This is a genomic window from Bradyrhizobium sp. SZCCHNRI2009, from assembly GCF_032485115.1.
GTDB lineage: Bacteria > Pseudomonadota > Alphaproteobacteria > Rhizobiales > Xanthobacteraceae > Bradyrhizobium.
The window spans coordinates 450,175-471,033 of sequence record NZ_JAUEUH010000002.1 but is presented as its reverse complement, the minus strand read 5'-3'; the positions used below and the strand labels follow the sequence as shown (position 1 = coordinate 471,033).

At 66.7% G+C, this 20,859-nt stretch carries 19 protein-coding genes and 1 pseudogene; 14 read left to right on the top strand and 6 right to left on the bottom strand.

Annotated features, from left to right (window positions below):
* Positions 1–191 precede the first annotated feature (191 nt).
* The gene (locus QX041_RS09715) at positions 192–1,139 is read left to right on the top strand and encodes a cyclase family protein (RefSeq protein WP_315827240.1); all 948 of its coding nucleotides are present in this window, start codon (positions 192–194) and stop codon (positions 1,137–1,139) included.
* Between the two features lie 174 nt (positions 1,140–1,313).
* Here the strand turns inward: QX041_RS09715 and QX041_RS09710 are convergent, their stop codons facing one another.
* Complete coding sequence (locus QX041_RS09710; RefSeq protein WP_315827241.1) at positions 1,314–1,913, bottom strand: TetR/AcrR family transcriptional regulator; 600 nt, start codon at positions 1,911–1,913, stop codon at positions 1,314–1,316.
* Between the two features lie 49 nt (positions 1,914–1,962).
* On the opposite strand from QX041_RS09710, the gene QX041_RS09705 reads away from it, so the two are divergent.
* The 3 genes from QX041_RS09705 (at position 1,963) to QX041_RS09695 (ending at position 4,365) form a co-directional block, all read left to right on the top strand.
* A complete protein-coding gene (locus tag QX041_RS09705) occupies positions 1,963–2,805 on the top strand; it encodes an oxidoreductase (protein WP_315827242.1) in 843 nt (280 codons plus the stop codon).
* Between the two features lie 147 nt (positions 2,806–2,952).
* Positions 2,953–3,438, top strand: a complete 486-nt coding sequence (ruvX, locus tag QX041_RS09700) for a Holliday junction resolvase RuvX (RefSeq protein ID WP_316165136.1) — start codon at positions 2,953–2,955, stop codon at positions 3,436–3,438.
* Positions 3,439–3,441: 3 nt separating this feature from the next.
* Entirely contained in the window at positions 3,442–4,365 is a 924-nt protein-coding gene (locus QX041_RS09695; RefSeq protein WP_315752963.1) for an AEC family transporter, read from the top strand.
* A 10-nt stretch (positions 4,366–4,375) separates the two neighbouring features.
* On the opposite strand, the gene QX041_RS09690 is transcribed toward QX041_RS09695, so the two are convergent.
* The 3 genes from QX041_RS09690 to QX041_RS09680 are packed head-to-tail and all read right to left on the bottom strand — an operon-like array spanning position 4,376 to position 7,588.
* Positions 4,376–5,200 (bottom strand): CPBP family intramembrane glutamic endopeptidase, encoded by an 825-nt coding sequence (locus QX041_RS09690; protein WP_316165134.1) that lies wholly within the window; start codon positions 5,198–5,200, stop codon positions 4,376–4,378.
* Positions 5,197–6,840, bottom strand: a complete 1,644-nt coding sequence (locus QX041_RS09685) for an acyl-CoA dehydrogenase family protein (RefSeq protein WP_316165133.1) — start codon at positions 6,838–6,840, stop codon at positions 5,197–5,199. Before QX041_RS09685 ends, QX041_RS09690 begins: the two co-directional genes overlap by 4 nt.
* Before the next feature lie 22 nt (positions 6,841–6,862).
* A complete protein-coding gene (locus QX041_RS09680) occupies positions 6,863–7,588 on the bottom strand; it encodes a M15 family metallopeptidase (protein WP_316165441.1) in 726 nt (241 codons plus the stop codon).
* 151 nt (positions 7,589–7,739) lie between these two features.
* Between QX041_RS09680 and QX041_RS09675 the strand changes: the two genes are divergently transcribed.
* The 5 genes from QX041_RS09675 to dprA all read left to right on the top strand — a co-directional run bounded on the left by QX041_RS09675 (position 7,740) and on the right by dprA (position 13,368).
* Complete coding sequence (locus QX041_RS09675; RefSeq protein WP_315740287.1) at positions 7,740–8,693, top strand: aspartate carbamoyltransferase catalytic subunit; 954 nt, start codon at positions 7,740–7,742, stop codon at positions 8,691–8,693.
* Positions 8,694–8,716: 23 nt separating this feature from the next.
* Complete coding sequence (locus QX041_RS09670; protein ID WP_315711353.1) at positions 8,717–10,018, top strand: dihydroorotase; 1,302 nt, start codon at positions 8,717–8,719, stop codon at positions 10,016–10,018.
* A gap of 30 nt (positions 10,019–10,048) precedes the next feature.
* A complete protein-coding gene (gene plsY / locus QX041_RS09665) occupies positions 10,049–10,645 on the top strand; it encodes a glycerol-3-phosphate 1-O-acyltransferase PlsY (RefSeq protein WP_315711352.1) in 597 nt (198 codons plus the stop codon).
* Between the two features lie 147 nt (positions 10,646–10,792).
* On the top strand, positions 10,793–12,187 hold the full coding sequence (locus tag QX041_RS09660; protein WP_315752969.1) for a patatin-like phospholipase family protein: 1,395 nt from the start codon (positions 10,793–10,795) through the stop codon (positions 12,185–12,187).
* Positions 12,188–12,249: 62 nt separating this feature from the next.
* Complete coding sequence (dprA, locus tag QX041_RS09655; RefSeq protein WP_315827249.1) at positions 12,250–13,368, top strand: DNA-processing protein DprA; 1,119 nt, start codon at positions 12,250–12,252, stop codon at positions 13,366–13,368.
* 3 nt (positions 13,369–13,371) lie between these two features.
* Here dprA and QX041_RS09650 read toward each other — a convergent pair whose 3' ends face one another.
* Positions 13,372–13,770, bottom strand: a complete 399-nt coding sequence (locus tag QX041_RS09650; RefSeq protein WP_315711348.1) for a helix-turn-helix domain-containing protein — start codon at positions 13,768–13,770, stop codon at positions 13,372–13,374.
* Positions 13,771–13,867: 97 nt separating this feature from the next.
* Between QX041_RS09650 and QX041_RS09645 the strand changes: the two genes are divergently transcribed.
* Together QX041_RS09645 and QX041_RS09640 are read left to right on the top strand one after the other, a co-directional pair.
* Positions 13,868–14,479 (top strand): FMN-dependent NADH-azoreductase, encoded by a 612-nt coding sequence (locus QX041_RS09645; protein ID WP_316165131.1) that lies wholly within the window; start codon positions 13,868–13,870, stop codon positions 14,477–14,479.
* 126 nt (positions 14,480–14,605) lie between these two features.
* Positions 14,606–14,799: pseudogene (locus QX041_RS09640) on the top strand (transcriptional regulator); the annotation flags it as partial.
* A gap of 13 nt (positions 14,800–14,812) precedes the next feature.
* Here QX041_RS09640 and QX041_RS09635 read toward each other — a convergent pair.
* Positions 14,813–15,022, bottom strand: coding sequence for a hypothetical protein (locus QX041_RS09635; RefSeq protein ID WP_315712655.1), 210 nt, complete (start codon positions 15,020–15,022; stop codon positions 14,813–14,815).
* A gap of 225 nt (positions 15,023–15,247) precedes the next feature.
* On the opposite strand from QX041_RS09635, the gene topA reads away from it, so the two are divergent.
* The 3 genes from topA to QX041_RS09620 are packed head-to-tail and all read left to right on the top strand — an operon-like array spanning position 15,248 to position 20,848.
* Entirely contained in the window at positions 15,248–18,019 is a 2,772-nt protein-coding gene (gene topA / locus QX041_RS09630) for a type I DNA topoisomerase (RefSeq protein ID WP_315711346.1), read from the top strand.
* A gap of 4 nt (positions 18,020–18,023) precedes the next feature.
* Complete coding sequence (rnr, locus tag QX041_RS09625; RefSeq protein WP_315752971.1) at positions 18,024–20,405, top strand: ribonuclease R; 2,382 nt, start codon at positions 18,024–18,026, stop codon at positions 20,403–20,405.
* Positions 20,402–20,848, top strand: a complete 447-nt coding sequence (locus QX041_RS09620) for a DUF983 domain-containing protein (RefSeq protein WP_315711344.1) — start codon at positions 20,402–20,404, stop codon at positions 20,846–20,848. The genes rnr and QX041_RS09620 overlap by 4 nt, the downstream gene beginning before the upstream one ends.
* The last annotated feature ends 11 nt before the right edge of the window (positions 20,849–20,859 follow it).

The window sequence follows — 20,859 nt, the reverse complement described above, 5'->3', positions numbered from 1 at the left end:
CGAACGGCGCATTCCATTGCGCGAAATGACGTTTTCGCGCAGGGAAAAACAGCCATTTCGACCGATGCGACTTTCGGGCGCTGTGCAGCGCACGCGCGCGAAATAGCTTTGTCTGGCCATCCTTTACTACGTTAGGATGCAGCGCTGGCCAGCGCGAAACGAACAAACGTCAACATGTCGGAGGAAATGCGATGCGCAACGCGTTCGTGTTGTGCTGCTCGATTGCCATGATGGGTGCGATCGGGACGGCGAATGCCCAGGACAAGACCCCGGATTGGACGAAATCGAAATGGGGCCCACAGGACGAGATCGGCGCGGCCAACTACATCACGCCGGAGCTCGTGGTCAAAGCCGCCTCGCTGGTGAAGACCGGCAAGACCTACCCGCTCGGCATGATCGTCGATTCCAAGACGCCGGCCTATCCGCCGCGTTCGTTCAAGATCACCGTGGTGCAGCCGGGCCAGGCCGGAATTCCCGGCCTCGGCCCGAACAAGGCGACCTACAATGACGACATCGTCGAAGGCTGGGTCGGCGTCGGCAGCCAGATCGACGGGCTCGGCCATCTCGGCATCGAGCACGTCTATTACAACGGCAACAAGCTGCTCGACTTCGCCGATCCGACCGGCCTGAAGAAGCTCGGCATCGAGAAGGTGCCGCCATTGGTGGCGCGCGGCGTGCTGCTCGACATGGCGGCTTATTACAACACCGACGTGGTCAAGGAAGGCACCGCGTTCAACGTCAAGGAGATCGAGGACGCTGCCAAGAAGCAGGGCGTCGAGATCCGCCAGGGCGATATCGTGATCTTCCACACCGGCTGGCTTGGTTTGATCGGCAAGGACGATAAGCGTTACGGCGCCGGCGAGCCCGGTCTCGGCGTCGAGGGCGCCAAATACCTGACCTCGAAGGGCGTGGTCGCGGTCGGGGCCGACAACTGGGCGGTGGAGGCGATCCCGTTCGAGTCGCCGAACCTGTTCGAGGTGCACCAGATCCTGCTCGCCATGAACGGGACCTACATCCTGGAGAACATGAACACGGCCGACCTCGCCAAGGACAAGGGCTACGAGTTCCTGTTCGTGCTGGGTCAGCCGCGCTGGCGCGGCGGCGTCCAGGGCATGATCAACCCGATCGCGATCCGTTAAGCTCCGCCGATCTCCTCGTGAGGGCATCCCGGGAGCGCCGCGTCCTCACGAGGAGTCTGGAATCGTCCTGCGAAAGCAAGCCTTGGACAAGGAGTCCGCCACAGGCGCGCCTGGAGCCGGCCGACACAGACCTGGGATCGGTCGGTCAGTCGATCAAGCCGCCCCTATCGGACGTTAATGGAGGTAGGCGAGCAACAAGGCACTCGCCATGTCTCGCGCACGCGGGGCGAGCGCCGCGTCCGACAATTCGCCCGCAGTCCAGAAGGACAACACGCCGCGGAAACTGAAGGCGAGTTGCTCTGGAAGGCAGCGCAGCGCTTGTTCTCGCCGGCTGGCCGTCAGTCCCTCTCCCTTTCCCAAGGCCAGTGCCCAGAAGGCAGTGGATCGGGAAAACGTCTGACCGGGCGAAGCCTGGGCGGCACCCAGCCATCCCATCACGGTCCGGTTCACGTCTGGATTCTCCAACATCACCGCCACCGCCGTATCAATAGCCAATAGCACGCGTGTCTTCGCATCTCTCGATGGTGGCGCGGCGGTGTACCGCGTCTCCATGGTGTCGATCCGACGTATGGAGAGAGCCTGCATGATCGCCGCCTTGTTGCCAAACTGATTGAACGGCGTCGCGAAGCTGACCCCCGCCTCAGCGGCAAGGTCTCGCATCGAGAAATCGGCCCTGCCCTGACGGAGAAGCCGCTCTGCCGCATCGAGGACGTGCCGACGAAGCGGCTCGCCTCTCATGCCAATGGATGAATGTTCGGTCTTGCGAGGTGCCATGCAATATCTATATCATGATATAGATAACCTTGTCATGCGGAGTTGTACGATGGCGGCTGCCGAATCGAAGATTTTCCTCGTCACTGGCGTCAGTTCGGGCTTGGGCCGAGCGTTCGCAAAGGGCGCGCTGGCCGCCGGCCATCGGGTGATCGGGACCGTGCGAAGGATCGGGGATGCCGAGGCTTTTGCCGCGCTTGCAGCGGGCAAGGCTCATCCTCTCGTGATCGATGTTACCGATTTCGATGCAATCCCGGCTGCTGTGGCAGAGGCCGAGAAGCAGATTGGCGCGATCGACGTCCTGGTGAACAATGCCGGCTACGGTCACGAGGGCACGCTGGAGGAGTCCTCGCTCGACGATCTGCAGCGGCAGTTCGCCGCCAACGTGTTCGGCCCTGTCGCGATGATGAAGGCCGTGTTGCCGGGGATGCGCGCGAGGCGGCGCGGCCATATCGTCAATGTGACATCCATGGGCGGCTTCATCACCATGCCCGGGATCAGCTTCTATTGCGGCAGCAAGTTCGCGCTGGAGGGCATCTCGGAGTCGCTCGGCAAGGAAGTGGCCCCCTTCGGCATCCGCGTCATTGCACTTGCGCCCGGTCAGTTTCGTACCGATTGGGCAGGACGGTCCATGGATCGCACGCCGCGCAGCATCTCGGACTACGACGCCGTCATGGATCCGATTCGCGCCGCCCGATTGGCCAAGAGCGGAAACCAACCCGGCGATCCCGCGAAGGCCGCACAGGCATTGCTTGCCCTCGTGGAAGCCAAAAAACCGCCTGTGCGGCTGTTCCTCGGTGAGGACGCGCTGGCCCTGGTCGAGCAGAAGATCGAGGGCATGAAAGCCGAAGTGAGTGCCTGGAACAAGCTCTCGCGCTCCACCAGCTTCGCTTGATGATCCAAAGCCGGCGCATCCGGGAAAGACTGCAACGCTCGACATCTGAGCCGGTCGACTCGCGTGCGCGAGCTTCATCGGGGCGGCGAAGCGATGCACGCCCTCACCTGCTGGCCCGCCACGCACCTGCGTGTTAAGCGCATTGCCATGCCCGCCCCCATCCTCCCCCTCATCGAAGCCGCCGGCCGCTGGCCCGAGCGCGGCGCGCTCGTCGGCCTCGATCTCGGCACCAAGACCATCGGCGTCGCCGTGTCCGATCCGGACCGGCGGCTCGCCACCGGCGTCGAGACGATCCAGCGCAAGGCCTTCAAGGCCGACGCGGCGCGACTGCTGGCGATTTGCACCGAGCGCAAGGTGATCGGCTTGGTGCTGGGCCTGCCCATCAACATGGATGGCAGCGAGGGGCCGCGGGCGCAGTCGACCAGGGCGTTCGCGCGCAATCTCGCCGGCCTCACCGACCTGCCGATCGGCCTGTGGGACGAGCGGCTGTCGACGGCGGCGGTCGAGCGCGAGCTGATCGGCATGGATGTCAGCCGCGCCAGGCGCGCCGAGGTGATCGACACGCATGCGGCGATCTTCATCCTGCAGGGAGCGCTCGATCGGCTTGCGACCTTGCGCCAGTCCGGTCGCTAGCCCATGAGCCCCGTCGCCGCGGCGCTCGCGCCGGTATTCCTGCTGATCGTGGTCGGCTTCGGCCTGCGGCGCAGCCTGATCCGGCTGGATACGCAATGGCACGGGCTCGAGCGGCTGACTTATTATGTGCTGTTTCCGGCGCTGCTGATGCAGAGCCTGGTGAAGGCCGATCTCGGCAAGGTGCCGGTCGCCGGCATCGGCGGCGCCTTGTTCCTGGCGATGCTGGCGATGTCGGCGCTGTGCCTCGTGCTGCGGCCGCTGCTCACCCGCTCCGGCATCGATGGTCCGGCCTTCACCTCGATCTTCCAAGGGGCAACCCGCTGGCAGACCTACGTCGCGCTCAGCGTCGCCGGCAGCCTGTTCGGCGCGTCCGGGCTTGCGGCGGCGTCGGTGGCGATGATCGCGATCATCCCAATGGTCAACGTGTTCAGCGTCGCCGTGCTCGCCCACTACGCCTCGCCGACCCGCCGCTCGATGCGTGAGATCCTTGCCACCATCGTGCGCAATCCGCTGATCTGGGCCTGCATCGCCGGGCTCGCGCTGAACGTGGCGCATATGCCGCTGCCAAAGCTCTGGCACGATGCCGCCGATGCGCTCGGACAGGCCTCGCTGCCGATCGGCCTGCTGGTGACCGGCGCCGGCCTGCACTTCGAAGGCTTGCGCCGCGCTGGCCCGGCCGCTGCGCTCGGCGTCGTGCTCAAGCTGGTCTTGATGCCCCTCCTCGCGATCGGGCTCGCCGGATGGTTCGGCGTCACCGGCCCGAGCCTCGTCGTCGTCGCGATCTGCGCGGCGGTGCCGACCTCGCCGAGCGCCTATGTGCTGGCCAAGCAGATGGGCGGCGACGCGCCGCTGCTGGCGCAGATCATCTCGCTGCAAACGGTGCTGGCGGCGCTGACCATGCCGCTCGCGATCGCCTGGGCGAGCTGAACGCGTCCGTTCAGGAAGAACCGCTGGCCAGCCACATGGTCTGCACCGTGGCGGCGAGGTTGTTGAGGCCGTGCAGCACCATGGTCAGATAGGTGGAGTGGGTTCGAGAGCGCAGATAGCCGAACCACACGCCGAGGGAAAACACGTTGATCAGGGCGAACCAGTCGTACTGCAGATGCAGCACGGTCCACAGCAAGGACGACAGCACGATGGCGCCGGGCACGCGCAGGAAGGAGTCCGACCAGCCGCGGTAGAGAAAGCCGCGCGCCATCAGCTCTTCCGACACCGGTGCGGCGACGCAGAAGGCGATGACCATCAGCCAGACCACGCCGTCGCCTCTGGCGGTCTTCATGATGTCCACCATGAAGCTCGCCGACTTCTCTTCGCGTCCCGTCAGCTGTGCCGCCAGCTCCCAGCATCCCAGGATCACGACCATCCCGACAACGCCAAAGACGAAATTTTTCCAGCCGGTCCAGCGCAGGCCGAGATAGTCGACGAACGACATGCGGGTGTGGCGGACGGCAAAATAGATCGGGATCAAAATGGCCGGGACGCCCATGATCGCCGACAGCGAGACCGTGAGCGACCGGCTCGCGATCTGGATCATGGCCAACTGAAACGCGGCCATGCTGTCGATTGGACCCTCATGGCGCAGCAGGAAATAGACGATCGGAGTCAGCTGGCCGATGAAGAACACGACGATGATGAGGAGGCCCCACAGCAAGGTGCGCCAGAAGCCGAGCGTGCGCGGCTGATGATGCGCCGGAACGACCTGCTGCGGCGGGTTGCCCGGATCGAGCGAATCCATCACGGCGGCTTCGGGAGTGTCGGTCAAGGCAGCGCGCGCTCCAGCAAGCTACGGATGTCTGAGCGATCGAGATCGACCGCGCCATACATGCTCGGGTGAACATTGGCGAGCCGCGTAGCGGCGAAAAGCTCCGCATGAGCGGGCATAACGAGGTTGAGCGCGGCGGCGGCTGCGAGCAGCGCCAACTTCTCGACTGCGAGGCGCGCGACGCGCTCGGAATCCGGCCGGCGGAAGCTCGTCTCGATGAAAGCGAGCGCCTCCGCCGCGCCGGGCAACCCGCTGGTCTCTGCTTTGAGATGCATCAGGACGTGCGCGGCCGCTTCCGCCTCGCGCGCCAGCGCCCGCAGCACGTCCAGGCACATGACGTTGCCCGAGCCTTCCCAGATCGCATTGACCGGCGACTCCCGGAAATGGCGGGCGAGGATGCCGTCCTCGACATAGCCGTTGCCGCCCAGGCATTCCATCGCCTCATACAGGAACGGCGGCGCGCTCTTGCAGACCCAGTATTTGATCGCCGGTGTCAGCAGCCGCACGTAGTTCGCCTCCCGCGGCGACAGAGGCGCGCGATCGAACGCCTGACACAGCCGCATCACCAGCGCCACCGTCGCCTCGACATGGAGAGCCATGTCGGCGAGCACCGCCTGCATCAGCGGCTGGTCGGCGAGATGCTTCTGGAACACGCTGCGATGGCGCGCATGATGCAGCGCGTGCGCGAGCCCCGAGCGCATCAGGCCGGCAGACGAGATCGCGCAATCCTGCCGCGTCAGTTGCACCATCTGGATGATGGTGCTGATGCCCCTGCCCTCGTCGCCGACCCGCTCGGCATAGGCGCCGACGAACTCCACCTCCGACGAGGCATTGGAGCGGTTGCCGAGCTTGTCCTTCAAGCGCTGGAACTGGATCGCGTTCACCGAGCCATCCGGCTTGAAGCGCGGCATGAAGAAGCAGGTCAGGCCGGCATCGGCCTGCGCCAGCACCAGGAAGGCGTCGCACATCGGCGCCGACATGAACCATTTATGCCCCGTGATGCGATAGCCATCGGTCGTACGCTCAGCGCGCGTCAGGTTGGCGCGCACGTCGGTCCCGCCCTGCTTCTCGGTCATGCCCATGCCGAGTGTCATGCCGCGTTTTTGCCACCACGGCGCAAACGCCGGATCGTAGTCATCGGTCGCGATGACCGGCATCGCTCTTGCCAGCAGATCAGGCTGGGCGGCCAGCGCCGCCACCGAGGCCCGCGTCATGGTGATCGGGCAGAGATGGCCGCTCTCGACCTGCGAGGCGATATAGAACTTCGCGGCGCGCACCACCTCCGAGCAGCCGCCGACGGGCTGGCCTTCTGCCGTCCATGTCGAATTGTGCAGGCCGGCTGCGGCCGAGCGCGTCATCATCGCATGGTAGGCCGGATGAAATTCGACGACGTCTCGCCGAAAGCCCTTGGCGTCGAAGCTGCGCAGCTTCGGCGTGTTCTCGTTGGCGAGCCGGCCCTGCTCGGCCATCGCAGCTGAGCCCCAGAGCGCACCGAATGCAGACAGCTCCTGCCCGGCTCCGGCACCATCATTGGCCTTCAAGGCATCCATCAACGGCCGGTCGGCCGTGAACAGATTGACGTCCTCGAATGGCGGCGACTGGTTGAAGACCTCATGGGTCGCGAAGGAAGACTGCCTCATGGCCGTGCCCTACAGAGATCGATCATCGGCGCGGCCGAATGGGAAAAACATAAGTCGTCGCGCCAGCGCCCGGCAGCGAAAAGTGCCACCACTCCTTGGCATAGTTCACAAAACCTTGCCGCGCCATCACCGCGACCAGTTCGTTGCGCCAGCGGCGCTGCTCCGGTGTCAGGTTCTGCGCGGCGGTATGCGCCTTCACGTCGGAACAATCGTAGCCGGTTCCCATGTCGACGCCGCCCTCGGGCGCGCGTAGCGCTGCGGGCGCGGTGCAGTCCGCGTAGTCCTTGGCCGGGTCGAACGCCGCGGAATTGTCGGCCGCGAGCTCGACCAGCGTGAGATCGAGCGCCGCACCGGTCGAATGGCTCGAACGCACGGCGATGTAGCCGAGACGGAACAGGTCCTGCTTGGCAATGCGCGGACTGTAGCGGCGGCCGGCCGTGGTCTCGACGCCGTCCTGCGACCAGGCCAGCATCTCTGCGACCGCACGCACCGGCCGGTAGCAGTCGAGCATCTTCAGCGACAGGCCGCGCGGCCGCAGCTCGGCCTGAGCCGCCTGCAGCCGCCGCGCCACGTCACGCGTCACGACGCATTCGGCCGCCTCGTAGCCCGGCAAGGGTCGGCCGACGAAATTGTTGCTGCCGGCATAACGGATGTCCTGGAGGATCGTCGGGTCGATGTCGCGGAGATAGACGAAATCGAACGGCAACGCGGCCGCGCCGGCCGGCACGATCGCCGCCAGCAGGATCAGGGCGTATCGGAGCGGACCTCTTCCGGCGATGGCCCGCCAGTCCCCGGTTTGGAGCCCCCCGAGAGGCTCGGAAGACGGAACGGGGGAAAACTCGGAACCCCGGCTTTCGGCCTTGCCCCCCATGGAAACCGCGCCTATAGCTCTGGCTTTAATGGCAACCTCTCCGAAATCGACTTTCGTCCTCGGGCACCGGCATTTGCTGGGAATCGAGGGCCTTTCCGCCCACGACATCACCGGCCTCCTCGATCTGTCCGAGGAGTATGTCGAACTGAATCGTCAGGTCGACAAGAAGCGCACCGTGCTGCGCGGCCGCACCCAGGTCAACCTGTTCTTCGAGGCCTCGACGCGGACCCAGTCGTCGTTCGAGATCGCTGGCAAGCGGCTCGGCGCCGACGTCATGAACATGTCGGTGTCGTCCTCGTCCATGCGCAAGGGCGAGACCCTGATGGACACCGCGGTCACCCTGAACGCGATGCATCCGGACATCCTGGTCGTCCGTCACCACGCCTCCGGCGCGGTGGAGCTGCTGGCGCGCAAGGTCGACGGCTCCGTGATCAATGCCGGTGACGGCGCGCATGAGCATCCGACCCAGGCGCTGCTCGATGCGCTGACCATCCGCCGCAACAAGGGCCGCATCGAGGGGCTGGTCATCGCGATCTGCGGCGACGTGCTGCACTCGCGCGTCGCGCGCTCCAACATCCTCTTGCTCAACACCATGGGCGCCCGCGTCCGCATCGTCGCGCCCTCCACTTTGCTGCCGCCGGGCATCGAGCGCATGGGCGTCGAGGTCGCGCGCGACATGCGCGAAGGGCTCAACGGCGCCGACATCGTCATGATGCTGCGGCTGCAGCGCGAGCGCATGAACGGCTCGTTCGTGCCGTCCTCGTCGGAATATTTCCAGTATTTCGGGCTCGACCAGAAGAAGCTCGCCTACGCCAAGCCGGACGCGCTGGTCATGCATCCGGGACCGATGAACCGCGGCGTCGAGATCGAATCCATCGTCGCCGACGGCGCGCAATCGCTGATCCGGGAGCAGGTCGAAATGGGCGTGGCCGTGCGCATGGCCGTGCTCGAGGCTCTGGCCCGCAACCTGCCCAACGCGTGATACAGAAGTCGGGACCAAACGCCATGCTGACCGACCGCCGCCCGATCCTGCTTGCCAATGCGCGCGTGATCGATCCCTCCCGCGACTTCGACGGCCCCGGCGACGTGCTGATCGCCGACGGCGTAATCCGCGACCTCAAGCGCGGCATCGGCGCCGCGGGCGTGCCCGAGGGCACCGATGTCGTCAACTGCGCAGGCAAGATCGTGGCCCCCGGCCTGATCGACATGTGCGCCTTCGTCGGCGAGCCGGGTCTGGGCCATCGCGAGACCTTCGCCAGCGCCAGCCAGGCCGCCGCCACCGGCGGCATCACCACCATCATCTGCCAGCCCGGCACCGAGCCGGTGATCGACAATTCGGCGACCGTCGACTTCGTGCTGCGCCGCGCCCGCGACACCGCGATCGTCAACATCCAGCCGATGGCGGCGCTGACCAAGGGCCTGCGCGGCGAGGAGATGACCGAGATCGGGCTGTTGCGCGCCGCCGGCGCCGTCGCCTTCTCCAACGGCCACACCAGCGTGATGAACGCGCAGGTGATGCGCCGCGCACTGACCTATGCGCGGGATTTCGACGCCCTGATCGTGCATCACACCGAAGATCCCAATCTCGTCGGCGAAGGCGTCATGAACGAAGGCGAGTTTGCCTCGCGGCTCGGCCTCTACGGCATCCCGCCCGCAGCGGAAGCCGTCGTGCTCGAACGCGACATGCGCCTGGTGGCGCTCAGCAAGGGCCGCTACCACGCGGCCGCGCTGAGCTCGATCGACTCGCTCGACATTCTCAGGCGCGCGCGCGAAGCCGGCCTCACCGTGAGCGCGTCGGTCTCGATCAACCACGTGACGCTGAACGAGAACGACATCGGCCCCTACCGCACCTTCCTGAAGCTGACGCCGCCGCTGCGCACCGAGGCCGACCGCCGCGCATTGGTCGAAGCGCTGGCCTCGGGCCTCATCGACGTCATCATGTCGGACCACACGCCGCAGGACGTCGAGGTCAAGCGGCTGCCGTTCGCGGAGGCTGCGAGCGGCGCGGTCGGGCTCGAGACCATGCTGCCGGCGGCGTTGCGGCTCGTGCACAATGGCGAGCTGAGCTGGACCACCCTGATCCGCGCCATGTCGACGCGGCCCGCCGAGCTGCTCGGCCTGCCCGGCGGCAGCTTGCGGGCAGGCGCGCCGGCCGACATCATCGTGATCGATCCGGACGTGCCCTGGATCCTCGATCCGGCCGACCTCAAATCGCTGTGCAAGAACACGCCGTTCGACGAAGCCCGCTTCACCGGCCGCGTGGTCCGCACCATCGTCGGCGGCCGCACCGTGTTCGAACATGTCTGACGCAAGGCGAAGCTTGGAAGGAGTGGTGTGATGGGTTCCGAAGCCTTCCTGCCGGTCGCTCTCATCATCGGCTATCTCCTGGGGTCGATCCCGTTCGGCCTGATCCTGACCAAGCTGGCCGGCACGCAGGATCTGCGCAGCATCGGCTCCGGCAATATCGGCGCCACCAACGTGCTGCGCACCGGACGCAAGGGGCTCGCGGCAGCAACCCTGCTCGGCGACGCGCTGAAGGGTACGGCGGCGGTCATCATCTCGGGCTATCTCGGCGGCCCGAATGCCGCGATGATCGCGGGCCTCGGCGCCTTCCTCGGTCACTTGTTCCCGGTGTGGCTGAAGTTCCGCGGCGGCAAAGGTGTCGCCGTTTACATCGGTATTTTGATCGGTCTGTTCTGGCCGGGCGCGATCTTCTTCTGCCTGGTCTGGCTCGCCACCGCATTCGCGCTCCGCTACTCATCACTCGCGGCACTCGTCGCCAGCGTGCTGACACCCATCGTGTTGTGGGCATTCGGCCACACCGCGCTGGCGGCCCTGTTCGCCCTGCTCACACTGTTGCTCATTTACATGCATCGCGAAAACATCAAGCGATTGCAGTTGGGCACCGAGAGCAAGATCGGGGCGAAGAAGTAGTCGCTCCGGACAAATACGGAGCAAATACGGAAAACCTGTGTTGCGCCCTGATTTCACAGCGGCTGCGCAGCAACACCGGCGATTCATCAGCTCATAAGTTAACGCGGGACTCTGGCGTGAATCATGATTGCCTGTCATGATTCCTGCATGTGGTTACGCAAGACCAACTCCAGCGGTTCGTCGGCCACGCACGATGACCGTACTGATCAGGCTCCGGCGCAGCAGAAGGCGGCCCCGGCCCGGTCGAACGCCAGCCTGCTGCTATCGGCCGCTGAGATCTGGTCGACCGGCATCACGGCCGCTGCAGAACCGGCGCAGACGCCCGAGACGCCTGCCGGGCCGGTCATGTCGGACGTCGCGCTCCCCGCCGAAATATCCGAGCCCAGCCCTGCGCCGGAACGAGCCGATGGCGCGCCGGCCGTCGCCGAGATGATCATGGCGGCCACGAGCACGCCCGTGATCAGCGAGACAAAGACCGCAGAGGCGCCCGAGCGAACGCTCGCGGAGACGATCGCAACGGTTAAGCTGCCGCCGCCGCCCCGGACATGGCCGCCGCGCAAGCTGTCGCTGGCCCTGCAGGGCGGCGGAACGTTCTCGGCCTTCACCTGGGGCGTGCTCGATCGCCTGCTCGAGGAACCCGGTTGCGACTTCGACACCATCAGCGGCGCCAGCGCCGGTGCGGTCAACGCCGCGCTGCTCGCGAGCGGGCTCGCCAAGGGCGGCCGCGACGAAGCCCGCAACCGGCTCGCTTTGTTCTGGACCCGGCTGATGGAGGAGGCGTCGTTCCGATCGCTGTTGGTGATCGGCGCGTACTCGCCGGCGAGCAGCTCGGTGTCGTTCGGTGCGGGGCTGCGCGGCGGACGCGCCGACCCGCTCGATCTCGATCCGCTCCGCGACATCCTCCGCGAGACGATCGATTTCGACGCCGTGCAGGGCCCGGCCGCGCCCCGCCTGCTGGTTGCGGCGACCCGGGCCCGTGACGGCCTGCCGCAGATCTTCCGCAATGCCGGCATCACGCCAGATGCACTGCTCGCCTCCACCTGTCCCGCGCAACTGCACGCCGCTGTCGACATCGAGGGCGAAGCGTATTGGGACGGCGGCTACGTCACCAATCCGCCGCTGATCCAGATCGCGCATGAGTCCAGCGCCGCCGACCTGCTGGTCGTTCAGGTCACGCCCGCGCGCGACGGCCATGTCCCGATGACCTCGGCCGCGATCGATCGCCGCCTCGACCAGATCGCCGGCAATGCGGTCCTGAACGCCGAACTCGCGGCGCTCGAATGGGCGCGCAGCGACGGCCTGCATCCGCCGCGCGTCCATCGGCTTGCGGCCGAGGACGAGATCGAAGCCCTGGCTCAGCGCGATGCGACCGATCTCGGCAGCGACTTCGTCGAGCTGCTGTACCAGCGCGGACGCGACGCAGCCGAGCGCTGGCTGCGCGAAGCTCCGGTCGGCACCACGCCAGCCATCCAGGGCGATCAGCCGGTGCTATCGTCTCCGGTGTCCGAGTCCGAGGATGTGCGCGACGTCGCGCCGGCGTAGCGCGCCCTCTTCCCTGCGTCCTCGGGTTGCTCCATTCTAGTCCCCGGTAAAGGGGGCTTTGCGTGGATGCCATCAACACGACGATCGAGCTGAGCGACACCGAGCGGCGCGACCGGCTGCGCCTGATCCGGTCCGACAATGTCGGCCCGCGCACCTTCCGCTCGCTGCTCGACCATTTCGGCACCGCGCGCGTAGCGCTCGACCGGCTGCCCGATCTGGCACGCCGCGGCGGCGCGGCCGGAGCCGGCCGGATCTGCACGGTCGGCGAAGCCGAGGCCGAACTCGAAGCCTGCAAACGGCAAGGCGTCGAACTGCGGGCGCCAGACGAGGACGGCTATCCGCCCCGCCTCGCCACCTGCGAGGATGCGCCTCCGTTGCTCGCGGTGCGTGGCGCCCGCGAGACGTTGATGCGCCCGATGATCGCCATCGTCGGCTCGCGCAACGCCTCCGCCGCCGGGCTGAAATTTGCCGGCCAGATCGCCCACGAGCTCGGCCAGGCCGGCTTCGTCGTCATCTCCGGCCTCGCCCGCGGCATCGATCAGGCTGCGCATCGCGCGAGCCTCGGCAGCGGCACGGTCGCGGTGCTCGCCGGCGGCCATGACCGGATCTATCCTCCGGAGCACGTCGACCTGCTCGGCGCCATCATCAGTGGCAGCGGCGCCGCAATCTCCGAGATGCCGCTCGGACACGAGCCGCGCGCCCGCGACTTTCCCCGCCGCAACCGGCTGATATCAGGCGCCTCGCTCGGCGTCGTCGTCGTCGAGGCCGCGCATCGATCGGGCTCGCTGATCACGGCGCGCATGGCCGGCGAACAGGGCCGCGAGGTCTTCGCCGTCCCGGGCTCGCCGCTCGATCCCCGCTGCGCGGGCACCAACGATCTCATCAAGCAGGGCGCCGCGCTCGTCACCGAAGCCGCAGACATCATTCAGGCCGTCGGCCCGATCATGGAGCGGCCGCTGCCCTTTTCGCTGCGCGAGCCGGAGGAGGAGTTGTTCGCCCCCGATCCCGAAAGCCACGACCGCGCGCAGATCACAGCCCTGCTCGGCCCGACCCCGGTTTCGATCGACGACCTGATCCGGATCAGCGGCCTGTCACCCGCCGTGCTGCGCATGGTGCTGCTCGAGCTCGAGCTGGCCGGCCGCCTAGAGCGCCACGGCGGCGGGATGGTGTCGCTGACCTGACTCTCAGTCAGCATCCCTGCGCGCGTCGAAGCGCGAGCGCGCCTGCTCGATCAGCTCCTGGTGCTGCATGGCCCACTGTCCGAGCGCCTGCACCGGCTGCGACAGCCCGCGGCCGAGATCGGTCAGCTCATAATCCACACGCGGCGGGATGGTCGGAAACACCGTCCGCGTCACCAGCCCGTCGCGCTCGAGGCCGCGCAGGGTCAAGGTCAGCATTCGCTGGGAGATGCCGCCGACGAGCCGCTTCAGCTCATTGAAGCGCTTCGGCCCGTCCTGAAGCATCATGATGACGAACACGCTCCATTTGTCGCCGACACGCGCCAGGATCGAGGCCACACCCCGGCAATCATTATGATTTGGCTGCGTCGGGAGGTCGGGATCATCGCTGTCAGCAGGGGTCATGGCTGTGCCCGGGTTTCAAGAATGTGCGTTCTTGTGGGGTTACAGCACAGTCACTCATAGTGCGCCAGTTACAAACCAATACCGAGGTAACTGACCCATGACTCAACTCCTCCACATCGACTCCAGCGTGCTCGGCCCCAACTCCGTCAGCCGTCAGGTGTCCGCCGCGATCGTCGCACGGTTGCGCCAGATCACGCCGGGGCTGGAGGTGACTTACCGAGATGTCGCAGCCGAGCCGCTGTCGCATCTGTCCGGAACGCATGTCGCCGTCGCATACGGTGCGCCCGTTGAGGATCCCGCAGTGAAAGCTGATGTCGCGGCCGGACAGGCCGTCCTGGAGGAGTTCCTGGCCGCCGATATCGTCGTGATCGGCGCCCCTATGTACAACTTCTCCATCCCGAGCCAGCTCAAGGCCTGGGTCGACCGCATCGCTGTCAAGGGCAAGACTTTCACCTATGGCCCGAACGGCCCGCAAGGCCTGGCCGGTGGCAAGCGTATTATCGTGGCGGTCTCGCGCGGCGGCCATTACGGCGCGGACACGCCGATGGCGGCATTCGAACACCTGGAGACCTATTTGCGCAGTGTCTTCAGCTTCATCGGCGTCACGGATCTCGAATTCGTTGCGGCCGACGGTGTCCAGATCGGCCCGGAGCATCGCGAGCAGGCGCTGGCGAAGGCGATTCAGACGGCCGGCGGTCTCGCCGCTTGAGTCCCTCGGTGGCTGCCGCCGGCAGCCACCGCTTTCAATCCCGGGGGCAGGTCTCAAACCGCCACCGACCCGGCCGGTTAGCCCCGAAAGATCGGCGCTCCGGCCGGCGAGCTCGTGGCACCGCCATCGCCGAAGGGCCGCGGCCTGTTTCCGATCCTGGTCGCACTGCGGCAGTGGAGCGAGGAATTCGACGAGCACCCCGACGAGATCGCCACCGCGCTCGTCGACCGCGCGAACCGCAGGCCGGTTCGCAAGCGCTGCTGACCGCGGAGGACGGCCGGATGCCGGCGCCGGAGGAAACCGCCCTCGCCCCGCGGTGAGCGCGGGCGGCCGTCAGCAGAGCCTGCGGCGGCTGCGCAGCCTCAGATGCTCCTCGGCCTCAAGGTTCGCCATGCGCAGCAGGTAATCGAGCATGTCGAGACGATGGCGCTGCGCCAGATGCGACAGGCTGGCCGTCACCTCGGCGATCAGCGCCGCCGCGGCGTCGGGATCCTCCACCATCGCCTCGACGTCCGGGTCGCTTTTGTCCGCTGCCTTGGCCAACAACCGTCACCCAGCATAAGGAATTTGACGAAAAACAACCTCAAGAGAGCGCGGTTCTCATCGTGCTCCGTACAACCTGATAGGTACTTCGCCGGTCCAACGCAATCGCCTTTCAACATCCCTCGATTTGACAGGAACCCCCTCACCACCCATGTTCGGGTCAACGCAGCCGGCGCGAATCCCGCGAAGCCAGCTTCAATCCTTCCACTAAGCCATTGGAAATACATGAATATCGTCATCGTGGAGTCGCCTGCCAAGGCCAAGACGATCAACAAGTATCTGGGCTCCTCCTACGAGGTTCTGGCCTCTTTCGGTCATGTCCGCGACCTTCCGGCCAAGAACGGTTCCGTCGATCCGGACGAGAATTTCCGCATGATCTGGGAGGTCGATCCCAAGGCGGCGGGCCGACTCAACGACATCGCCAAATCGCTGAAGGGCGCTGACCGGCTGATTCTCGCCACCGACCCTGATCGCGAGGGCGAAGCGATTTCCTGGCATGTGCTGGAGGTGTTGAAGGAGAAGCGCGCGCTCAAGGATCAGAAGATCGAGCGCGTCGTCTTCAACGCCATTACCAAGCAGGCCGTCTCTGAGGCGATGAAGCACCCGCGCCAGATCGACGGTGCGCTGGTCGACGCCTACATGGCGCGCCGCGCACTTGATTACCTCGTGGGCTTCACTCTCTCTCCCGTGCTGTGGCGCAAGCTGCCGGGCGCCCGCTCGGCCGGACGCGTGCAGTCGGTCGCGCTGCGCCTCGTCTGCGATCGCGAGCTGGAGATCGAGAAGTTCGTGCCGCGCGAATACTGGTCGCTGATCGCAACCTTGGCGACGCCGCGCGGCGACACCTTCGAGGCGCGTCTCGTCGGCGCCGATGGCAAGAAGATCCAGCGGCTCGACATCGGCACCGGCGCGGAGGCCGAGGATTTCAAGACCGCGCTCAACGCGGCGAGCTACACGGTCGCGACCGTCGACGCCAAGCCGGCGCGCCGCAACCCGCAGGCGCCCTTCACGACGTCGACCCTGCAGCAGGAGGCGAGCCGCAAGCTCGGCTTCGCACCGGCGCACACGATGCGCATCGCGCAGCGTCTCTATGAAGGCATCGACATCGGCGGCGAGACCACCGGTCTCATTACCTATATGCGAACCGACGGCGTGCAGATCGACGGCTCGGCGATCACCCAGGCCCGCAAGGTGATCGGCGAGATCTACGGCAACAAATATGTGCCGGAGAGCCCGCGCCAGTACCAGGCCAAGGCCAAGAACGCCCAGGAAGCGCACGAAGCGATCCGCCCGACCGACCTGTCGCGCAAGCCGGCCGAGCTGCGCAAGCGGCTCGATGACGACCAGGCCAAGCTCTACGAGCTGATCTGGACCCGCACCATCGCGAGCCAGATGGAATCCGCCGAGCTGGAGCGCACCACCGTCGACATCATCGCCAAGGCCGGCGCCCGCACCCTGGAGCTGCGCGCCACCGGCCAGGTCATCAAGTTCGACGGCTTCCTCGCGCTGTATCAGGAAGGCCGCGACGACGAGGAGGACGAGGACGGCCGCCGCCTGCCGCAGATGAGCCCGAACGAGCCGCTGAAGCGGCAGAATCTCGCCGTCACCCAGCATTTCACCGAGCCGCCGCCGCGCTTCTCGGAGGCCTCGCTGGTCAAGCGCATGGAGGAGCTCGGCATCGGCCGGCCCTCGACCTATGCCTCGATCCTGCAGGTGCTGAAGGACCGCGGCTATGTGAAGCTCGAAAAGAAGCGGCTGCACGGCGAGGACAAGGGCCGCGTCGTCATCGCCTTCCTGGAGAACTTCTTCCGCCGCTACGTCGAGTACGATTTCACGGCGGATCTCGAGGAGCAGCTCGACCGCATCTCCAACAACGAGATCGCCTGGCAGCAGGTGCTGAAGGATTTCTGGACCGGCTTCATCGGCGCCGTCGACGACATCAAGGATCTGCGCGTGGCGCAGGTGCTCGACGCGCTCGACGAGATGCTGGGGCCGCACATCTACCCGCCGCGCGACGATGGCGGCGATGTCCGGCAGTGCCCGACCTGCGGCACCGGACGGCTCAACCTCAAGGCCGGCAAGTTCGGCGCCTTCGTCGGCTGCTCGAACTATCCGGAATGCCGCTACACCCGCCCGCTCGCCGCCGACAGCGAGGCCGCGGCCGACCGCGTGCTCGGCCAGGATCCGGACACCGGCCTCGACGTCGTCGTCAAGGCCGGCCGCTTCGGCCCCTACATCCAGCTCGGCGAGCAGAAGGATTACGCCGAGGGCGAGAAGCCGAAGCGCGCCGGCATCCCGAAAGGGACGTCGCCCGCGAGCCTCGAGCTCGACTACGCGCTGAAGCTGCTGTCGCTGCCGCGTGAGGTGGGCATCCATCCGGAGACGGGTCTGCCGATCATCGCCAATCTCGGCCGCTTCGGGCCGTTCGTGAAGCACGACAAGACGTATGCGAGCCTGGAGGCCGGCGACGAGGTGTTCGACATCGGCCTCAACCGCGCCGTCACCCTGATCGCCGAGAAGATCGCCAAGGGCCCGAGCAAGCGGTTCGGCGCCGATCCCGGCAAGGCGCTCGGCGACCATCCCTCGCTCGGCCCTGTCGCCGTCAAGGCCGGCCGCTACGGCGCCTATGTCACCGCCGGCGGCGTCAACGCCACCATTCCCGGCGACAAGGAAAAGGATACGATCACGCTCGCCGAGGCGATCGTCCTGCTCGACGAGCGCGCCGCCAAGGGCGGCGGCAAGAAGGCCAAGGGCAAGGCTGCTGCGAAGCCGGCCAAGGCTGCCAGCAAAGCGGCTGCCAGCAAGGCCAAGCCGAAGACCGGCGGCGACGACGACACGCCGAAGCCGGCGAAAAAGGCCGTGGCGAAGAAGGCGGCCGCCAAACCGAAATCAGACTCCACCAGCAAGGCGCGTGCGCCGGTTGCCAAGGCCGCCAAGACCTCGGCCAAGCCTGCGACCAAGGCGACGCCCAAGAAAAGCGCCGGCAAGGCCCGCGGATGAGAAAATGACCCAAAAGCGCGACATCGGCTTCCCTTCGCGGGAGGCCATCGTCGCCTTCATCCGCGCCAATCCGGGCAAGGTTGGCACCAAGGACATCGCCCGCGCGTTCGGCCTGAAGAACGCCGATCGCGTCGCGCTCAAGCAGTTGCTGCGCGAACTCGTCGCCGACGGCACGGTGAAGAAGAGCGGCCGCAAGAAGGTCGTCGAGACCGCGTCCCTGCCGGCCACGCTGGTCGCCGACATCACCGGGCGCGACAGTGACGGCGAATTGATCGCCAAGCCGGCCGAGTGGGACGAGGCCGAGCAGTCCGAGCCGCCGCGCATCCGCATCCACACGCCGCGTCATGCCGGGCCGGGCTCGGTGGCCGGCGTCGGCGACCGCGCGCTGCTGCGGGTCGAGCCGATCAAGGATGATGGCGGCGTCTCCTATCGCGGCCGCGTCCTCAAGGTGCTGGATCAGGCGCGGCCGCGCGTGCTCGGCATTTTCCGCAGCAATCCAGGCGGCGGCGGCCGCCTGATTCCGGTCGACAAGAAGCAGGCCGGACGCGAGCTCTCCATCGCCCCCGCCGACACCAAGGACGCCAAGGACGGCGATCTCATCAGCGTCGACCTGCTGCGCGGCCGCGGCTACGGCCTGCCCTCGGGCCGGGTGAAGGAGCGCTACGGCTCGGTCGCGACCGAGAAGGCGATCAGCCTGATCGCCATCCATGCCCACGAGATCCCGATGGACTTCTCGGCCGCAGCCGTCGCTGAGGCCGAAGCCGCGCAGCCCGCGACCTTGAAGGGCCGCGAGGACTGGCGCGAGCTGCCGCTGGTCACGATCGATCCGCCCGATGCCAAGGACCACGACGACGCGGTTCATGCCGAGCCGGATCCCGATCCGAACAATGTCGGCGGCTTCATTGTCCATGTCGCCATCGCCGACGTCGCCTACTATGTGCGGCCGGGATCGGCGCTCGACCGCGACGCGCTGATCCGCGGCAACTCGGTCTACTTCCCCGACCGCGTCGTGCCGATGCTGCCGGAGCGCATCTCCAACAATCTGTGCTCGCTGGTGCCGGGCGAAGCGCGCGGCGCGCTCGCCGTGCGCATGGTGCTCGGGGCCGACGGCCGCAAGCGCTCGCACTCGTTCCACCGCGTGCTGATGCGCTCGGCCGCCAAACTGTCCTACGCACAGGCGCAGGCCGCCATCGATGGCAAGCCGGACGACGTCACCGGTCCCCTGCTCGAGCCGATCCTGAAGCCGCTTTATGCCGCCTATGAGGTCGCCAAGCGCGGCCGGGACGCGCGCGATCCGCTCGACCTCGACATTCCCGAGCGCAAGATCCTGCTCAAGAAAGACGGCACGGTCGACCGCGTCGTCGTGCCGGAGCGCCTCGACGCCCACAGACTGATCGAGGAGTTCATGATCTCGGCCAACGTCGCCGCGGCCGAACTGCTGGAGAAGAAGGCGCTGCCGCTGATCTACCGCGTGCATGACGAGCCGACGGTGGAGAAGATCCATGCGCTGCAGGAATTCCTGAAGACGCTCGACGTGCCCTTTGCCAAGAGCGGCGCGCTGAGGCCATCGCTGTTCAACCGCGTGCTGACGCTGGTGGCCGGCCAGGACTACGAGCATCTCGTCAACGAGGTCGTGCTGCGCTCGCAGGCGCAGGCGGAATATTCGACCGACAATTACGGACATTTCGGCCTGAACCTCCGCCGCTACGCGCATTTCACCTCGCCGATCCGCCGCTATGCCGACCTCGTCGTGCACCGCGGCCTGCTGCGCGCGCTGGGCCTCGGTGACGGCGCCCTGCCCGACAGCGAGACGCCGGATCATCTCACCGAGGTCGCGGCGCAGATCTCGGTCACCGAGCGGCGGGCGATGAAGGCCGAGCGCGAGACAGCCGACCGCCTGATCGCCCACCACCTCGCCGACCGCATCGGCGCGACGTTCCAGGGCCGCATTTCCGGCGTCACCCGCGCCGGCCTCTTCATCAAGCTCGACGATACCGGCGCCGACGGCCTGGTTCCGATCCGGACCCTCGGCACGGAATATTTCGACTATGATGAGACGCGGCATGCGCTGATCGGCCAGCGCAGCGGTGCCATGCACCGGCTGGGTGACGTTGTCGACGTGCGTCTGGTAGAAGCTCAGCCGGTGGCCGGCGCGCTGCGCTTCGAACTCTTGACGCAGGCCGACGTGCTTGTCTCGCGCCACGGCCGCCGCGAGCGGCCGAAGGGCAAGGCCGGGATCAAGGCAAGGGCCAAGAGCAAGGCAACGAAGCGCGCCAAGGCCGAGGCGCGGCCGAAGCACAAAGAAAAGAACCGCAAGGAAAGTCAAACGGCAGGGGCAAAACGCAAGCCCGGCACATCGAAGAAAGGCAGATCGTGGACGCCATGACCTCAACGCCCAGCACATTGCCCCCGCAGACGTGGACGCGCGACACCGGCCTCGCCGAGAAGCGCGACGTCTGGACAGCGATGAAGCGCGGCCTGCGCGGCCGCTGCCCGCGCTGCGGCGAGGGCAAGCTGTTCCGCGCCTTCCTGAAGGTCGCGGACAACTGCGACCGCTGCGGCCAGGATTTCTCCGGGCATCGCGCCGACGATCTTCCAGCCTATCTCGTGATCGTCATCGTCGGCCACATCATCGTGCCGCTGGTGCTCTCGATCGAGACCAACTACGCGCCGCCGGTGGCGCTGCAACTCGCGATCTATCTGCCGGTGACCTTGGTCGCCGCGCTCGCCTTGATTCAGCCGGTCAAGGGCGCCGTCGTCGGGCTGCAATGGGCGTTCCGCATGCACGGCTTCGACGACAATCCGGTGGAAGGCATTCCGCCGGTCTGAGCGACCAGACA